This window comes from Brevundimonas sp. DW-iso22 (assembly GCF_058725425.1).
In genome coordinates, this window is record NZ_JBZXEB010000002.1 from 700436 (window position 1) to 714338 (window position 13903).

18 protein-coding genes and 1 tRNA gene are annotated in these 13903 nt (G+C 65.2%); 14 read left to right on the forward strand and 5 right to left on the reverse strand.

What is annotated here, in order from left to right; all coding sequences use genetic code 11:
- The first annotated feature begins 42 nt into the window (after positions 1 to 42).
- The 8 genes from AC4PRM_RS03415 to ptsN all read left to right on the forward strand — a co-directional run bounded on the left by AC4PRM_RS03415 (position 43) and on the right by ptsN (position 5858).
- Positions 43 to 657, forward strand: coding sequence for a ribonuclease D (locus AC4PRM_RS03415; RefSeq protein ID WP_373256178.1), 615 nt, complete (start codon positions 43 to 45; stop codon positions 655 to 657).
- On the forward strand, positions 657 to 1313 hold the full coding sequence (gene lptC / locus AC4PRM_RS03420) for an LPS export ABC transporter periplasmic protein LptC (protein ID WP_492038787.1): 657 nt from the start codon (positions 657 to 659) through the stop codon (positions 1311 to 1313). The genes AC4PRM_RS03415 and lptC overlap by 1 nt, the downstream gene beginning before the upstream one ends.
- A gap of 2 nt (positions 1314 to 1315) precedes the next feature.
- Positions 1316 to 1795, forward strand: a complete 480-nt coding sequence (locus tag AC4PRM_RS03425; RefSeq protein WP_373256180.1) for an LptA/OstA family protein — start codon at positions 1316 to 1318, stop codon at positions 1793 to 1795.
- Between the two features lie 22 nt (positions 1796 to 1817).
- Complete coding sequence (gene lptB / locus AC4PRM_RS03430) at positions 1818 to 2615, forward strand: LPS export ABC transporter ATP-binding protein (RefSeq protein ID WP_492038788.1); 798 nt, start codon at positions 1818 to 1820, stop codon at positions 2613 to 2615.
- An 89-nt stretch (positions 2616 to 2704) separates the two neighbouring features.
- Complete coding sequence (locus AC4PRM_RS03435) at positions 2705 to 2950, forward strand: hypothetical protein (RefSeq protein ID WP_373256182.1); 246 nt, start codon at positions 2705 to 2707, stop codon at positions 2948 to 2950.
- A 92-nt stretch (positions 2951 to 3042) separates the two neighbouring features.
- Positions 3043 to 4563, forward strand: a complete 1521-nt coding sequence (gene rpoN / locus AC4PRM_RS03440; protein ID WP_492038789.1) for an RNA polymerase factor sigma-54 — start codon at positions 3043 to 3045, stop codon at positions 4561 to 4563.
- 75 nt (positions 4564 to 4638) lie between these two features.
- Positions 4639 to 5310 carry a ribosome hibernation-promoting factor, HPF/YfiA family gene (gene hpf / locus AC4PRM_RS03445; protein ID WP_373256184.1) on the forward strand — a complete coding sequence of 224 codons (672 nt, stop codon included), beginning with the start codon at positions 4639 to 4641 and terminating at the stop codon, positions 5308 to 5310.
- Positions 5311 to 5390: 80 nt separating this feature from the next.
- Positions 5391 to 5858, forward strand: a complete 468-nt coding sequence (ptsN, locus tag AC4PRM_RS03450; protein ID WP_492038790.1) for a PTS IIA-like nitrogen regulatory protein PtsN — start codon at positions 5391 to 5393, stop codon at positions 5856 to 5858.
- A gap of 15 nt (positions 5859 to 5873) precedes the next feature.
- On the opposite strand, the gene AC4PRM_RS03455 is transcribed toward ptsN, so the two are convergent.
- The 4 genes from AC4PRM_RS03455 to AC4PRM_RS03470 all read right to left on the reverse strand — a co-directional run bounded on the left by AC4PRM_RS03455 (position 5874) and on the right by AC4PRM_RS03470 (position 7518).
- On the reverse strand, positions 5874 to 6131 hold the full coding sequence (locus AC4PRM_RS03455) for a DUF1150 family protein (RefSeq protein ID WP_373256186.1): 258 nt from the start codon (positions 6129 to 6131) through the stop codon (positions 5874 to 5876).
- A gap of 84 nt (positions 6132 to 6215) precedes the next feature.
- Positions 6216 to 6635 carry an Hsp20 family protein gene (locus AC4PRM_RS03460; RefSeq protein WP_373256187.1) on the reverse strand — a complete coding sequence of 140 codons (420 nt, stop codon included), beginning with the start codon at positions 6633 to 6635 and terminating at the stop codon, positions 6216 to 6218.
- Positions 6636 to 6804: 169 nt separating this feature from the next.
- Positions 6805 to 6880, reverse strand: a tRNA-Ala gene (locus AC4PRM_RS03465).
- Positions 6881 to 7044: 164 nt separating this feature from the next.
- Positions 7045 to 7518, reverse strand: coding sequence for a TIGR02300 family protein (locus AC4PRM_RS03470; protein ID WP_373256188.1), 474 nt, complete (start codon positions 7516 to 7518; stop codon positions 7045 to 7047).
- Positions 7519 to 7636: 118 nt separating this feature from the next.
- Here AC4PRM_RS03470 and aroA point away from each other — a divergent pair, with 118 nt between their 5' ends.
- The 6 genes from aroA to mscL all read left to right on the forward strand — a co-directional run bounded on the left by aroA (position 7637) and on the right by mscL (position 12711).
- The gene (aroA, locus tag AC4PRM_RS03475; RefSeq protein WP_492038791.1) at positions 7637 to 8956 is read left to right on the forward strand and encodes a 3-phosphoshikimate 1-carboxyvinyltransferase; all 1320 of its coding nucleotides are present in this window, start codon (positions 7637 to 7639) and stop codon (positions 8954 to 8956) included.
- Positions 8956 to 9243, forward strand: coding sequence for a hypothetical protein (locus tag AC4PRM_RS03480; RefSeq protein ID WP_492038792.1), 288 nt, complete (start codon positions 8956 to 8958; stop codon positions 9241 to 9243). The genes aroA and AC4PRM_RS03480 overlap by 1 nt, the downstream gene beginning before the upstream one ends.
- Positions 9240 to 9884, forward strand: a complete 645-nt coding sequence (gene cmk / locus AC4PRM_RS03485) for a (d)CMP kinase (RefSeq protein WP_492038793.1) — start codon at positions 9240 to 9242, stop codon at positions 9882 to 9884. Before AC4PRM_RS03480 ends, cmk begins: the two co-directional genes overlap by 4 nt.
- Positions 9885 to 10037: 153 nt before the next feature.
- Positions 10038 to 11744, forward strand: coding sequence for a 30S ribosomal protein S1 (rpsA, locus tag AC4PRM_RS03490; RefSeq protein WP_373256191.1), 1707 nt, complete (start codon positions 10038 to 10040; stop codon positions 11742 to 11744).
- Positions 11745 to 11975: 231 nt separating this feature from the next.
- The gene (locus AC4PRM_RS03495; RefSeq protein ID WP_292173720.1) at positions 11976 to 12266 is read left to right on the forward strand and encodes an integration host factor subunit beta; all 291 of its coding nucleotides are present in this window, start codon (positions 11976 to 11978) and stop codon (positions 12264 to 12266) included.
- A gap of 25 nt (positions 12267 to 12291) precedes the next feature.
- Positions 12292 to 12711, forward strand: coding sequence for a large-conductance mechanosensitive channel protein MscL (gene mscL / locus AC4PRM_RS03500; protein ID WP_373256192.1), 420 nt, complete (start codon positions 12292 to 12294; stop codon positions 12709 to 12711).
- Positions 12712 to 12715: 4 nt separating this feature from the next.
- Here the strand turns inward: mscL and AC4PRM_RS03505 are convergent, their stop codons facing one another.
- A complete protein-coding gene (locus AC4PRM_RS03505) occupies positions 12716 to 13867 on the reverse strand; it encodes an N-acetyltransferase (RefSeq protein ID WP_492038794.1) in 1152 nt (383 codons plus the stop codon).
- Between the last annotated feature and the right edge of the window lie 36 nt (positions 13868 to 13903).

Here is a 13903-nt window from a genome sequence, read left to right on the forward strand (position 1 = left end):
TCTGCCTATCGCCTCAAAGCCCCGGCTGGTTTACGGGAAGGTATGACCGTCTATCTGCATCAGGGCGACCTGCCCGACGACCTGGACCTGGGCCCCGAGGTCGCGATCGATTCCGAGACTATGGGCCTGCGCTTTCGCCGCGACCCGCTGTGCGTGGTCCAGCTGTCGTCCGGCGATGGCGACGCCCACGTCGTGCGCCTGAACCGCCCCGCCTATGACTGTCCAAACCTGAAGCGGGTGCTGACCGATCCGGCAGTGACCAAGATCTTCCACTTCGGGCGCTTCGACATCGGCATGTTCCAGCTGCATCTGGGAGTCGAGACCCGGCCCGTCTACTGCACCAAGATCGCCTCCAAACTGGCCCGCACCTATACGGACCGGCATGGTCTGAAGGATGTCGTGCGCGAGATGGTCGGCGTCGATCTGTCCAAGGCCCAGCAGTCCAGCGACTGGGGCAATGCCGAGCTGACGCAGGCCCAACTCGATTACGCCGCCTCTGATGTCCTTTATCTGCATGCCGCCAAGACGCGGCTGGACATGATGCTGGAGCGCGAGGGACGCACCGAGCTGGCCCGCAAATGCTTCGACTTCCTGCCGACGCGGTCCGCCCTGGATCTGGCCGGCTGGGACGAGATGGACATCTTCGCGCACACCTGATGACCCCCTCCGACGACATTCGCAATCAGGATGACGAGGCCCGCGTCGCCGCGACGGCTGCGGCCTTTCGCGCGCGCTCGCGCCGGGTTCGTCTGCTGCGCCGGGTGCTGCCGGTCGTCATTCTGGTGCTGGCGGGCGGCACCATCAGCTGGATCGTCCTGCGCACCGTCATGTCGGACGTCGAACGCCAGGCCGGGGCCAGCAACGAGGTCCGCCTGGATAACCCGATGTTCCACGGCCAGGACGCGGAGGGTCGCAGCTTCGTCATCGGGGCCAAGGGCGCGATCCGTGACCCAGAGACGGGCCGTTTCCGCCTGGTCGGCCCTGCGCTGAGGCTGAATCTGGGCGGCCGAAAGGTCACCGAACTGACGGCCGACGGCGGCACCTATGATCAGGTCGCCAAGACCGTCACCATCGGCCCCAATGTGCGGATTGCCGACGGCGGCTCGGGCTTCACCATGATCACGCCAGAGGCTGTGGTCGACACCTCGACCGGCATCGTGACAGGCAACAAGGGCGTTCAGGGCACAGGCCCCCTTGGAACCATCAACGCTTCGTCCTATGCCATTTATGAACAGGGTGACCGGGTCGTGTTCAGCGGCACGGGCGATAACAAGGTGCGCGGGACCTTCAACCCGTCGCGTTCGGATCCATGAGCATGACCAGACCCCTCACCGCCGCAGCCATCGTCTTGCTGGCCGCCCTAGGCGTCCCGACCCTGGGCGATGCCCAGACAGCACCGAACAACGCCGATGCACCGATCGCCTGGTCGTCCGACGACGTCCAGTATGAGGGCGACACCCTGACCTTGATCGGGCGGGCCGAACTGATCCAGGGCCAGAACCGACTGCGCGCCGACCGGCTGGCCGGCTTCAGCCAGACCAGCGACAGCCGCATGGAAGCGACTGGCAACGTCTATTTCGTCACGCCGGACCAGACGATCCGCGGCGACCGCGCCGTCTATACAACTGGCAATGACACCATCGTGGTCACGGGCGACGTCATCCTGACGCAAGGGCAGAACGTCGCCACCGGATCGCGCCTGACCTACAATACCCGCACGGAATCGGCGCGGCTGGAAGGCGGCTCCAACGGTCGCGTTCAGGGCGTTTTCTACCCCAGCAGCACGGGGAACTGAGCCTAGCGGCTCGGCTTGACGCATGGCGCGCAAGGAACTGTCAGCCCTGAATGTGCTGGAGACGCCGCTAGCGGTGGACGACGCGCCTGCGCCGGAAGCGACCAAGGGCCTGCGCGTGCGCAACATCGCTCGTGCCTTCGGCCAGCGTAAGGTCGTGCAGGACGTGTCCCTGGATGTTCAGCGCGGTCAGGTCGTCGGCCTGCTGGGGCCCAATGGTGCGGGCAAGACCACCTGTTTCTACATGATCACCGGCCTGATCCCGCCGGACAGCGGCTCCATCTGGCTGGATGGCGAGGATGTGACCGCCCAGCCGATGTATCAGCGCGCGCGCATGGGCCTGGGCTATCTGGCGCAGGAAGCCTCCATCTTCCGTGGCATGACGGTCGAGCAGAACGTCCGCGCCGTCGTCGAACTGCATCACACCGGCAGCAAGGCCATCGCCGACGAGACCAGCCGACTGTTGAACGAGCTACGCATCGACCACCTGCGCCACGCCCCCGCGTCCGGCCTGTCCGGCGGGGAGCGGCGCCGTTGCGAGATCGCCCGCGCCCTGGCCGGACGGCCCAGCTTCATGCTGCTGGACGAACCCTTTGCCGGCATCGACCCCCTGGCCATCGCCGACATCCGCCAGGTCATCCGCTATCTGGCGGGCCAGGGCATCGGCGTGCTGATCACCGACCACAATGTACGCGAGACCCTGGAAATCATCGACCACGCCTCGATCATCTCCGGCGGCTCGGTCCTGTTCGAAGGCAAGGCCGAAGACGTGATCCGCGACCCCGAAGTCCGCCGCGTCTACCTGGGCGACATGTACGGCTGACGGCCTGTTTTGCTATCGGGCCCTTCACCACGCCGTGACTCCACATTCGCCGAACGCCGTGTCATCCTCGCCACATCAGGGAGGCGACGATGGCCGTCAGAAATACCCTTTTGAAAAGCCAGGCCGGGGTCCGGCTGGAATTGCTGGAGCGTATCAACGCGCATGGCGCAGTACTGAAGGCTGAGTATCGCCTGAGGTCTCTACGTCCCGTCCGCTTGCCCAGGCTGACCAGTCTGGAAGCGGCAGAGGACGCCTATGATCTGGAAGTGGTCGGCTGCCTGATGGACCCGGTGGTGCAGGACATGATCCAGCGGGGCGCGGCAGAGTTTGGCTGAGGCGGTAGCCGCTCGTTAACCGGTCTGGCCACAAGGTGGCCACAGCAAGTTTCGGGCCACGTCGGTCACGGACAGCGGGGGACAGGTTCCAGGTGCTCGGACAAAGGCTGGATATTCGGCAGGGCCAGGGTCTGGTCATCACGCCCCAGCTGCAGCAGGCCATCAAGCTTCTGCAGTTGTCCAACCTGGAGCTGGACGCCTTCGTCGAGGCCGAGCTGGAAAAGAACCCCCTGCTTCAGCGCGAGGACGGCGAGCCCGGCGGTGAGACCGAGGTGCCTTCCGAAAGGGCGGGCGATCGTGACACCGCTGAGATGACCTTCGACGAGGGCCGGGTTCAGGATGCGGACCGAACACTGGATGCCCGCTCGGACGACGTTTACGGCGACGCCAGTCCCGGAGAGCGCACCGGCGATCGAATGGAGGACGTCGGCACTGGCGAAGCCCAGCCCGGCCTGAACGACTGGTCCCGCGCCGGATCGGGCGGTGGCCTGCCCGACGGCGAAGGCCGCGAACAGCCCGACACCCGCGACGCCACACTGTGGGAACATCTGCAGATGCAGGCGTCCCAGGCGGGGTTCTCCGCCTCAGATCACGCCATCGCCCTGACGCTGATCGATGCGGTGGACGAGGGCGGCTATCTGCGTGGCGAGCTGGCCGAGATTTCAGATCGTCTGGGTGTATCGCTGGATCGGATCGAGGCCGTTCTGGCGACCTGTCACGGGTTCGAGCCAACCGGGATCATGGCGCGGTCGGTGCCCGAGTGTCTGAAGCTGCAGCTGATCGAGCGCAACCGGTTCGACCCGGCGATGGATTGCCTGCTGGAAAATCTCGATCTGCTGGCCCGGCGCGATCTGACGGCGCTGAAGAAGGCCTGCGGTGTCGATGCCGAGGACATGGCCGAGATGATCGCCGAGCTGAAGGCCCTGACGCCGCGGCCTGGCGCAGGCTTCGGCGGCGAACCGGCCCAGACCGTCATTCCCGACGTCCATGTGCGCGCCGATCCTGCGGGCGGCTGGAAGGTCGAGCTGAACGCCGACACCCTGCCCCGTCTGATCATGGACAAGCGCTATCACGGCGTGGTCCAGGCGGGCGCGCGGTCCGATACCGAAAAGACCTTCGTCGCCGAATGCGCGGCCCAGGCCAGCTGGCTGGTCAAGTCGCTGGATCAGCGGGCCAAGACGATCCTGAAGGTATCATCCGAGATCGTACGCCAGCAGGATGCTTTCCTGGCCTTCGGCGTCGAGTTCCTGCGGCCGCTGAACCTCAAGACCGTCGCCGACGCCATCGGCATGCATGAAAGCACCGTCAGCCGCGTCACCTCGAACAAATATGTCTCCACCCCGCGCGGGGTGTTCGAGCTGAAATTCTTCTTCACGGCCTCCATCCAGTCGTCCGACGGCGGGGCCACTCACTCGGCCGAAGCCGTCCGTCATCGGATCAAGGCCATGATCGACAACGAGACGCGTGACGGCGACATCCTGTCGGACGACCGCATCGTCGAAATACTCAATGAAACCGGGATCGACATCGCCCGCCGCACCGTAGCCAAATACCGGGAAGCCTTGAGAATTCCGTCCTCGGTCGAGCGCAAGCGGATGGGCCGAACCGGCTAGTTGATCGCGTAAGCGTGACCGTGAAATCGTCGTTCGGCGTTGACACCAAAATCAGTCGGGCGCGTTCTGTCGGGTATGCAAATCCAGGTAAGCGGAAAGCGTGTGGATGTCGGCGAAGCGTTAGGCTCGCGCATCTCCCAGGAACTCGAAGACGGGATCGGCAAGTATTTCGAACGAGGGGCACAGGACGCTGAAGTCGTCGTCTCCAAGGACGGATACGGCTTCAAGGTCGATTGCTGGGTCCGCTTGGCGTCGGGAGAGGCCATCGTCACCAGTGGCAGCGGTGGTGATGCGCACGCAGCCTTCTCTGACTCGCTCGAGAAACTCGAAAAGCGTGTCCGTCGCTATAAGCGCCGCCTGAAGGATCACCACATCGGACCCAAGGGCCTCTCGCCTGAGAAGACCGAAAATGCCGCCCGTGACGTGGCGCGTAGCATTGTCCTTCGCAATCCTGACGAGGTCGAGGACGATGCCTTTGGTGAGGCCGGACGTCCGGATGAGCCTCCGCCCATCGGCATGGTCATCGCCGAAACCCAGGCCGAAATCCGCACCATCACCGTGGGCCGGGCTGTTCTCGAACTGGACATGACCGGCTATCCGCTGGTGCTGTTCCGCAATGCGGCCCACGGCGGACTATCGGTCGTGTATCGGCGCCCGGACGGCAACGTCGGATGGATCGACCCCGAGCGCACCGTGGCTTTGAATGGTCACGGGAAGACAGCCGCAACGGGCGAAGCAAGCGCCTAAGCTTTCAAATCGGCGGTGGGTGGTCTAAGGGCCGCCCACCGCCCTTCTGTTCGTGGTCGAGTTTCGGGACGTCGCGTCTAATGGATATCGCACAACTGCTGGCGACCGATGGTGTCGTCCTGCGTTCGGGCGCATCGTCCAAGCGGCAAGCCCTGCATACAGTGGCCGACACAGCCGCCCGGGCGTTGGGCCTGAACGAAAACCGTGTTCTTGAGTCCCTGCTCGAACGCGAGGCTCTGGGATCAACAGGTTTGGGCTCCGGCGTTGCCGTGCCCCACGCGCGCGTAGAGGGTCTGGAGCGGGTCGTCGCCGTCTTCGTCCGCCTGGATACCCCGGTGGCCTATGATGCGGTGGACGACCGTCCTGTCGACCTGATCTTCGCCCTGTTCGCCCCACCAAGTGATGGTGCCGAACATTTAAGAGCTCTGGCCGCCGCCTCGCGTGCCCTGCGTTCGTCAGAGATGCGCCAGCAGCTTCGTCAGGCCCACACCGCAGATGCCATCCGGGCCCTGTTCGTCAGGGACACAGCTCCCGCCACAGCGGCCTGACCACTCCCACGGATTCTAGTGAACGGACACCGGCTCCAATTCGTGGGCCACGGCAGCGGCAAAGGCCGTCTCTCGATCGATCATGACGGCCAGACGTTCGCCGTCCGCACCGTGAACGGCGTACAAGGTGGATTCAGGATCGATGCTCACATCGTCCACCACATTGACGCGGGCATCGGCCAGCAGGTCGGCGGCGCTGATCTCGCGCACATACACCAGGTCGGGCGCACCCAGGCCGGCGAAATCTTCCTTTGTCATTCTCATGGGCGTCATCTGACCGCCTCCTCAACGCTACAATGCCCCAGAAGGGCGAAAGGTTCGGCCCCACTGTCGGCGACCGGACATGAACGACGGCTGTCAGCCCGTCGTGATGGGAATTTGTCGCACCGCATGGGTGCCCTCGGGGCGGCTCATGTCGACATGCAACAGGCCGTGCTCCAACCGCGCCTCATCGATCTCCAGCCCGTCAGCCAGGACGAAGCTGCGAACGAAGCCACGCCCGGCGATGCCCCGGTGCAGGAAGGCCTGATCCGCCTGCGCAGAAGCTTCGCGCTTGCCCGCAATGGTCAGCTGTCGACCTTCGACGGTGACGGTCAGATCGTCCGGGCCGAATCCAGCCACGGCCAAGGTAATGCGCACCGCCCGCTCACCCCGCTGTTCGACGTTGTAGGGCGGATAGCTGTCGGCGGCGGCACGCGCGGCGCGGTCGATCTGGGCCCGGGTGTGATCGAAGCCCAGCAGAAACGGGCTGTCGAACAATATTGTGCGTGTCGTCATCCTGATCCGGTCCTTGCGAAAGCGACCCAGCCCTAACAGTCCCCCGAAACCGGCGAGACTATCGACTGCACCTTACAGATGGGATGTCGGGCGCTGTTCATCAAGCGCCTGATCGCCGGCACAATGGCGCATATGGAAAAGGCCGCTTCCTTGAGGGAAGCGGCCTTTATGGTGGAGCTTAGCGGAGTCGAACCGCTGACCTCTTGCATGCCATGCAAGCGCTCTACCAGCTGAGCTAAAGCCCCGATCTCAAGCCAATGGCTTTTCGAAAGGACCGTCGCAGAAGCAAGATGCCCTGCGGCGAGGCGGCGGAACCTATGTCAGGGCCTGATTGCGATCAAGCCCGTATTCCGCATTTATTTTCAGGGTCGCCGGACGGTCGCGAAACCGTCCGGCAGCCGCCGAAAAATCAGTCTTCGTCCTTGCTGGGCGGACGGATCTCGTCTTCGAAATTGTCGTCGTCCTCGTCCTCGATGAAGGGGACGGAGTCGTCGTCGTCATCGTCGTCGGCCAGAACATCGTCGTCGTCGCTGGCTTCACCCATGCCGGACTCTTCGGTGGGATCGACCGGCGTTTCGTCGTCGTCGTCGTCCGGCGTCAGGATCGGCTCGTGGCCTTCCTGGTCGATTTCGGGTGTTGCGACGGTTTCGTCTTCCTCGTCGTCCTCGTCACCGTCGACCTTCTTGTCCTTGACCTGATCCTCGGCCTCGTCGTCGGCGGGATAGCCGGCCGGGCGACCGCGACGGTTGCGCAGTTTCAGCGCTTCCTCGGGATCAAATTCGGTCGCGCATTTGGGGCAATGAGCCGGGCGACGGCCCAGATCATAGAATTTGGCCTGGCAGTTCGGGCAGACCTGCTTTTGGCCCAGTTCGGGATTGGCCACGGGAATAGACCTTTGGCGGGAGTGGGAAATCGGGCGGCTCCCTTGCCACCCCTTGGCCCCACTGTCAAAAGCCATCTCCGCGCGCCCGCGCCGCAAAGCCTGTCACGGAGACCGCCGGGTGACGACAACCTTCCATCTGACCGCCCGTCCCGGGCCTGCCCTGAACGGGTCCGTGCGGGCTCCGGGCGACAAGTCCATTTCGCACCGGTCGCTGATCCTGGGGGCCATGGCGACCGGGACGACCGAAGTCGAAGGCCTGCTTGAAGGCGAAGACATCCTGGCCACCGCCCGCGCGGTCGAGGCTTTCGGCGCTACGGTCACACGATTGGGAGCCGGTCGTTGGCGGGTCGAAGGCCGGGGCGGCTTCGTGACACCGGATCAGATCATCGACTGCGGCAATGCCGGGACGGGTGTGCGGCTGCTGATGGGGGCAGCGGCGGGCTATCCGATCACGGTGACGTTCGACGGCGATGCGAGCTTGCGGAAACGGCCAATGAAGCGGGTCACAGGGCCGCTGGCCGAGATGGGTGCGTATCTGGACTGGCAGGCCGAGGAAGACCGGTTGCCCGTCACCCTGTCGGGCGGGTCATTGAACGCCATCGACTATGAGCAGACCGTCGCCTCGGCCCAGATCAAGTCCGCCATCCTGCTCGCCGGACTGAATGCGTCGGGCACGACCACCGTGACAGAACCGGAAAAGAGCCGCGATCACAGCGAGCGCATGCTGCGGGCCTTCGGGGCCGAGGTGGACGTCGAGCCGATCGGCGGCGGCTGGCGCGTCTCACTGAAAGGTGGCCAGAGGCTGACCGGCACCGCCGTTTCCGTGCCCGGCGATCCGTCGTCGGCGGCGTTTCCTCTGGCAGCGGGACTGATCGTGCCGGGCGCCGAGGTGACGGTCGAGGGCGTCATGCTGAACCCCCTGCGCACCGGTCTGTTCGACACCTGGTTAGAGATGGGGGCTGACCTGACCATCACCAATCGCCGCAGCAGTGGTGGCGAGGAGGTGGGTGACATCACCGCCCGCCATTCGCGCCTCAAAGGTATCGCGGTACCGGAGAGCCGAGCCGCCTCCATGATCGACGAATACCCTGTCCTGGCCGCCACCGCCGCCTTTGCGGAGGGGGCCACCGTCATGCGCGGGATCGGCGAGATGCGCGTCAAGGAGAGCGACCGCATCGCCCTGATGGCGGCGGGCTTGACCGCCTGCGGCATGAAGGTGCAGGAAGAGCCTGAGGGCTTCATCGTCACCGGCGGACCGGTCCGGGGCGGTGCGACCGTGACCACCCACGGCGACCACCGCATCGCCATGAGCCATCTGGTGCTCGGCCTGGCCGCGCAAGCCGCCGTCACCGTCGACGAACCCGGCATGATCGCCACCAGCTTCCCCGGCTTCGTCGAGATGATGCAGGGCTTGGGCGCAAACATGGAGGTCGCGTGATGTGGAAACCCAACAGGATCGATCCGCCCGTCCACACCCGCCCCAAGTCGAAGGGCCGACTGGCCCTGGACGCTGTTCTGTTCCTGGCGGCGGCCGGCGTCGTGGCCTGGGCGGGGCTGCGTGACATCTTCAACGGGCGATTGACGGTCCAGCGCGGTCCGGATGTGCTGCTGGCCGATCAGCCGGGTGCGTTCTGGAGCCTGCTGATCGTTCACATCGTGATCGTCCTGATCTGCCTGGCCGTCAGCGCCCTGGCGGCACGTGCCCTGTTGAAGGCCCGCCCATGAGTTTGATCATCGCCGTCGACGGCCCCGCTGCCTCGGGCAAGGGCACCATCGCCGCACGGTTGGCGGCACACTACGGCCTGCCGTTTCTGGATACCGGCCTGTTGTACCGCGCCGTCGGCATGGGCGTCATGGCCAGCGGCGCTTCGCTGGACGATGCCGGGGCGGCAGAGGCCGTCGCCCGCAACCTCGACGCCGCGCGCCTGTCTGACGATCCCCAACTGACTACAGGCGAGGCGGGGGAAGCTGCCAGCCGCATCGCCGGCTATCCCGGCGTGCGAGCGGCCCTGCTGGAACTCCAGCGCGAGTTTGCGGGCCAGGCGGGCGGCGCAGTGCTGGACGGACGCGACATCGGCACCGTCATTGCCCCCCATGCCCCGGCCAAGCTTTATGTCACCGCCACGCCCGAGGTGCGGGCTACGCGTCGTTGGAAGCAACTGACCGCACGCGGCGACGCCATCGCCTATGAGGACATGCTGGCCGATATCCTGAGGCGGGACGAGCGCGACGCCGGTCGCGGCGCGGCCCCCATGATCCAGGCCGAGGACGCGGTCTTGCTGGACACGACCGAAATGGATATAGAGGCGGCCTTCGATGCGGCCCGCCGTATCGTCGAGGCGGCGCGTGTCCGGTCGGGTCTCTAGGGGCCTTTCGGCAAATCCAGCGTTCCTAACCTCGGCTTCCGCGGGCGATCGGGTCATCTGGCCCCGTGTCGCAATGATCGACCCCTGTTCAACCTTCACCTCGCGCGGGGCCATTCGGTCACGCGCCACAACCGTTAGAAACCGCATCACTGCATGACTGATACGCTCACCCCTACCCGCGACGACTTCTCCGCCCTGCTTGACGAAACCCTTCAGGGCCGCGACCTCGGCGAAGGCCAGGTCGTTCACGGCCGCGTCGTCGGCATCGAGAAAGACATCCTGATCATCGACGTCGGTCTGAAGACCGAAGGCCGCATCCCGGCCCGCGAATTCGGCATCGGCGAAGGCGCCGTCATTCCGAAGCTCGGCGACAATGTCGAAGTCTACCTCGAGCGCGTCGAGAACGCCCTGGGTGAAGCCGTCATCAGCCGCGACAAGGCTCGCCGCGAAGAAGCCTGGACCCGTCTGGAAGTCGTCTTCGCCGAAGGCGTGCCGGTCAACGGCGCCATCATCGGTCGCGTCAAGGGTGGCTTCACCGTCGACCTGGGCGGCGCTTCCGCCTTCCTGCCCGGCTCGCAGGTCGACATCCGCCCTGTGCGCGACGTCGGTCCGCTGATGGGCAAGGAACAGCCTTTCGCCATCCTGAAGATGGACCGTCCGCGCGGCAATATCGTCGTCTCGCGTCGTGCGATCCTGGAAGAAGCCCGCGCCGAACAGCGCACGGAGCTGGTCGGCCAACTGCAAGAGGGTGAAGTCCGCGAAGGCGTGGTCAAGAACATCACCGACTACGGTGCGTTCGTGGATCTGGGCGGCATCGACGGACTGCTGCACGTGACGGACATGTCGTGGAAGCGCGTCTCGCACCCGTCGCAGGTTCTCGCCGTCGGCGACACCGTCAAGGTTCAGGTCGTCAAGATCAACCCGGACACCCAGCGCATCAGCCTGGGCATGAAGCAGCTGCAGACCGACCCGTGGGACGGCGTGGAAGCCAAATATCCGGTTGGTGCCAAGATGAGCGGCCGCATCACCAACATCACCGACTACGGCGCCTTCGTGGAGCTGGAAGCCGGTGTCGAGGGCCTGGTGCACGTCTCGGAAATGTCCTGGACCAAGAAGAACGTCCACCCGGGCAAGATCGTCTCGACCTCGCAGGAAGTCGACGTCGTGGTTCTGGATGTCGACGCCTCCAAGCGCCGCATCTCGCTGGGCCTGAAGCAGGCTCAGGACAATCCGTGGGATGCCTTCGTGGCCGCCAACCCGATCGGCTCGACCGTCGAGGGCGAGGTCAAAAACGCCACCGAGTTCGGCCTGTTCATCGGCCTGGACAACGACATCGACGGCATGGTGCACCTGTCCGACCTGGACTGGAACGTCTCGGGCGAAGAAGCCATCCAGCGCTACCGCAAGGGCGAAACCGTCAAGGCCAAGGTCCTGGACGTTGACGTCGAGAAAGAACGAGTCTCGTTGGGCATCAAGCAGCTGGGCGGCGACCCCGTCGGCGAGGGCGATGTCTACAAGAAGGGCCAGCAGGTCACCGTCACCGTGACGGCGGTGGAAACCGGCGGCCTGGAAGTCAAGTTCGGCGAGGATGACGCCCCGGTGTCCTCCTTTATCCGCAAGTCCGACCTGTCCCGCGACCGCAACGAGCAGCGCACCGAGCGCTTCTCGGTCGGCGATCGTGTGGACGCCATGGTCACCGGAATCGACAAGGCCTCGCGCCGCGTCTCGGTGTCGATCAAGGCCCTGGAAATGAAGGACGAAGCTGCGGCCATCGAACAGTTCGGCTCCTCCGACTCGGGCGCTTCGCTGGGCGACATCCTGGGTGCCGCCCTGCGCGAGAAGGCCGGCTCCAAGGAGTAGTCGCCGACCGGCCTGACCGCGAGGGCCCATGGTCCGGGCGATAGGCCAAAGTCGGCCTCAAGCAGCGAAAGCCCGCGGCTTGAGCATTAGGCCAAAAAAGAACGAGGCGGCGGGAGCGATCCCGCCGCCTTTTTCGTGTCCACCCCTTCCCTTCGGGCGTATTGTTGTGACTAATGATCGACTTGGCCCGTTCAAGCGGTCCGATCCACTGACTGAGGCGGGGGCCTTGCCGTGATCAAATCCGAGCTGATCGAGAAACTCGCCGCGGAGAATACCCATCTCACGCATGCCGAGGTCGAGCGGGTGGTCAATGTCGTTCTGGGCCGGATGGTCGATTCCCTGGGATCGGCGGGCCGCGTCGAACTGCGCGGCTTCGGGGCCTTTTCGGTGCGCAGCCGTCCCGCACGTGCCGGTCGCAACCCCCGCACGGGTGAGGCCGTGGACGTGCCCGCCAAGGCGGTCCCCTTCTTCAAGAGTGGCAAGGAGCTGCGCGAGCGGCTGAACGCCTCAGGCGACGCCTGACCTTCTGACATCAAAGGACGACCTCATGGGCATCGGCACCGAGTTCAAGGAATTCATCGCACGCGGCAACGTCGTCGATCTGGCGGTCGGCGTCATCATCGGCGCGTCCTTCGGCAAGATCGTCACCAGCCTGGTCGAACAGGTGGTGATGCCGCCGATCGGCCTTTTGCTGGGCAAGGTCGACTTCAGCAATCTGGAATGGGTGCTGGTCGCCGAAAACCCCGCGACCGAGGAGATCGAGAAGGTCGCCATCCAGTACGGGGCCTTCATCAACACCCTGATCCAGTTCCTGATCGTGGCCTTCGTGATCTTCCTGGTGGTCAAGGCGATCAACAAGCTGCGCCGCAAACAGGCGGAAACGCCGGCCGAACCGGCGGCACCGACCACCAGCGAGGCCCTGCTGACCGAAATCCGCGACGCCCTGAAATCGCGCCCGCTGAACTAGGACGTCAGGCGCGCGAGGGGCTGGACGACACTGGCACCCAGGATCGGATGCGTCCGGCGACCCTGGCATCCAACGGCAGGGGCCGCAGGCAGATCGCATAGTCGGAATCGAACGGCGTGGGCGACCACAGCTCGGGCGACGGGGCATCCTCGGCGAAGCGGATGTGACAGTGGCCCCAGCCGCCCTCACGCGCGGCGCTTTGAGCCCAGTTGCCCAGCCGCGTCAGCATCTGCGGACTGACCACCTGCATCCGCACCTTGGCGGCACCCAGCGGACGCGCCGCATCGGTCAGAGCCTTCATCAGGGAGGGAATAGCCTCGTCGTCCCAGGCCAGGGCTTCGAGGTCGATGATCTCCAGCACCGGCACTTCGATGATGTTCGACTTGGCCATCTGGGCCATCGCATAGCCGGTGATCACATCACCGCGCCGGAAGGCCAGCAGCAGGGGCGGCGTGGTCATGTCTGGGTCGGCGAGCCGCCATTTCATCATGGCCGGGCTGCGGTCGGCCAGAAGACGCCCCTCGCGCCCCAATGCTTGCTGGAAGCGGTCATAGGGCGAGCCCTCACCGATACGGCTCAGGATCGATACGCCGGGCGGCAGGCGCAGACGTGGCACCCGCCCCAGGCGGTCGTTCATCAACTGCTCGCCCATGCGGACCACCATGTCCGGCGCGACGCGATGAAGTTGGCGCAGTCCGCGACCTATCGCCAGGGCCGGAAGGTCTATCCGCCAGCTCAGCTTCAGCGCATGGGTCTGTTCGGGCCAGGGCCGCATACCCAGCCGGCCGTACAGGGGCTGAGACTTGGGGTTGGCATTGAAGGTATAGGTGGCGAACACCCGGGGCTGAGCCAGGAAGGTGCGGATGATACGATGCGCCACCCCGCGCACCTTCGGCGAGGCAATGATCGAAAAGCCCGTCGCCGCATGAAGCTGTCGATCACCCACCCGAAAGCGATGGATTAGATTGCCCACGTGGGCAGCAGGCAGGCCGTCGGGACCGTCGACGACCCAGCCCGCGACGGCGTCGATTTCCGATCTTGCGGGATTGGCATGCAGCCACCGCCACCCCGCCAGGGACCGCGTCGGCCAGCCCACGCCCTTGTGAAGGGTCTGGATGGCGGGATAGTCGGCCTCTGTGACCGCCCGGATCGACACGACGCAGCTCCGTCTCATTCTGGGCCTGACCGGCCC

Excerpts from the sequence above, each read along its gene's own strand:
- AC4PRM_RS03460 (WP_373256187.1), bottom strand. The coding sequence starts at position 6,635 with ATGACGACACGCACAATATTGTTCGACAGCCCGTTTCTGCTGGGCTTC.
- AC4PRM_RS03435 (WP_373256182.1), top strand. The coding sequence starts at position 2,705 with ATGGCCGTCAGAAATACCCTTTTGAAAAGCCAGGCCGGGGTCCGGCTG.
- AC4PRM_RS03480 (WP_492038792.1), top strand. The coding sequence starts at position 8,956 with ATGTGGAAACCCAACAGGATCGATCCGCCCGTCCACACCCGCCCCAAG.
- AC4PRM_RS03455 (WP_373256186.1), bottom strand. The coding sequence starts at position 6,131 with ATGACGCCCATGAGAATGACAAAGGAAGATTTCGCCGGCCTGGGTGCG.
- cmk (WP_492038793.1), top strand. The coding sequence starts at position 9,240 with ATGAGTTTGATCATCGCCGTCGACGGCCCCGCTGCCTCGGGCAAGGGC.
- hpf (WP_373256184.1), top strand. The coding sequence starts at position 4,639 with ATGCAAATCCAGGTAAGCGGAAAGCGTGTGGATGTCGGCGAAGCGTTA.
- AC4PRM_RS03415 (WP_373256178.1), top strand. The coding sequence starts at position 43 with ATGACCGTCTATCTGCATCAGGGCGACCTGCCCGACGACCTGGACCTG.
- lptC (WP_492038787.1), top strand. The coding sequence starts at position 657 with ATGACCCCCTCCGACGACATTCGCAATCAGGATGACGAGGCCCGCGTC.
- rpsA (WP_373256191.1), top strand. The coding sequence starts at position 10,038 with ATGACTGATACGCTCACCCCTACCCGCGACGACTTCTCCGCCCTGCTT.
- lptB (WP_492038788.1), top strand. The coding sequence starts at position 1,818 with ATGGCGCGCAAGGAACTGTCAGCCCTGAATGTGCTGGAGACGCCGCTA.
- ptsN (WP_492038790.1), top strand. The coding sequence starts at position 5,391 with ATGGATATCGCACAACTGCTGGCGACCGATGGTGTCGTCCTGCGTTCG.
- AC4PRM_RS03425 (WP_373256180.1), top strand. The coding sequence starts at position 1,316 with ATGACCAGACCCCTCACCGCCGCAGCCATCGTCTTGCTGGCCGCCCTA.
- mscL (WP_373256192.1), top strand. The coding sequence starts at position 12,292 with ATGGGCATCGGCACCGAGTTCAAGGAATTCATCGCACGCGGCAACGTC.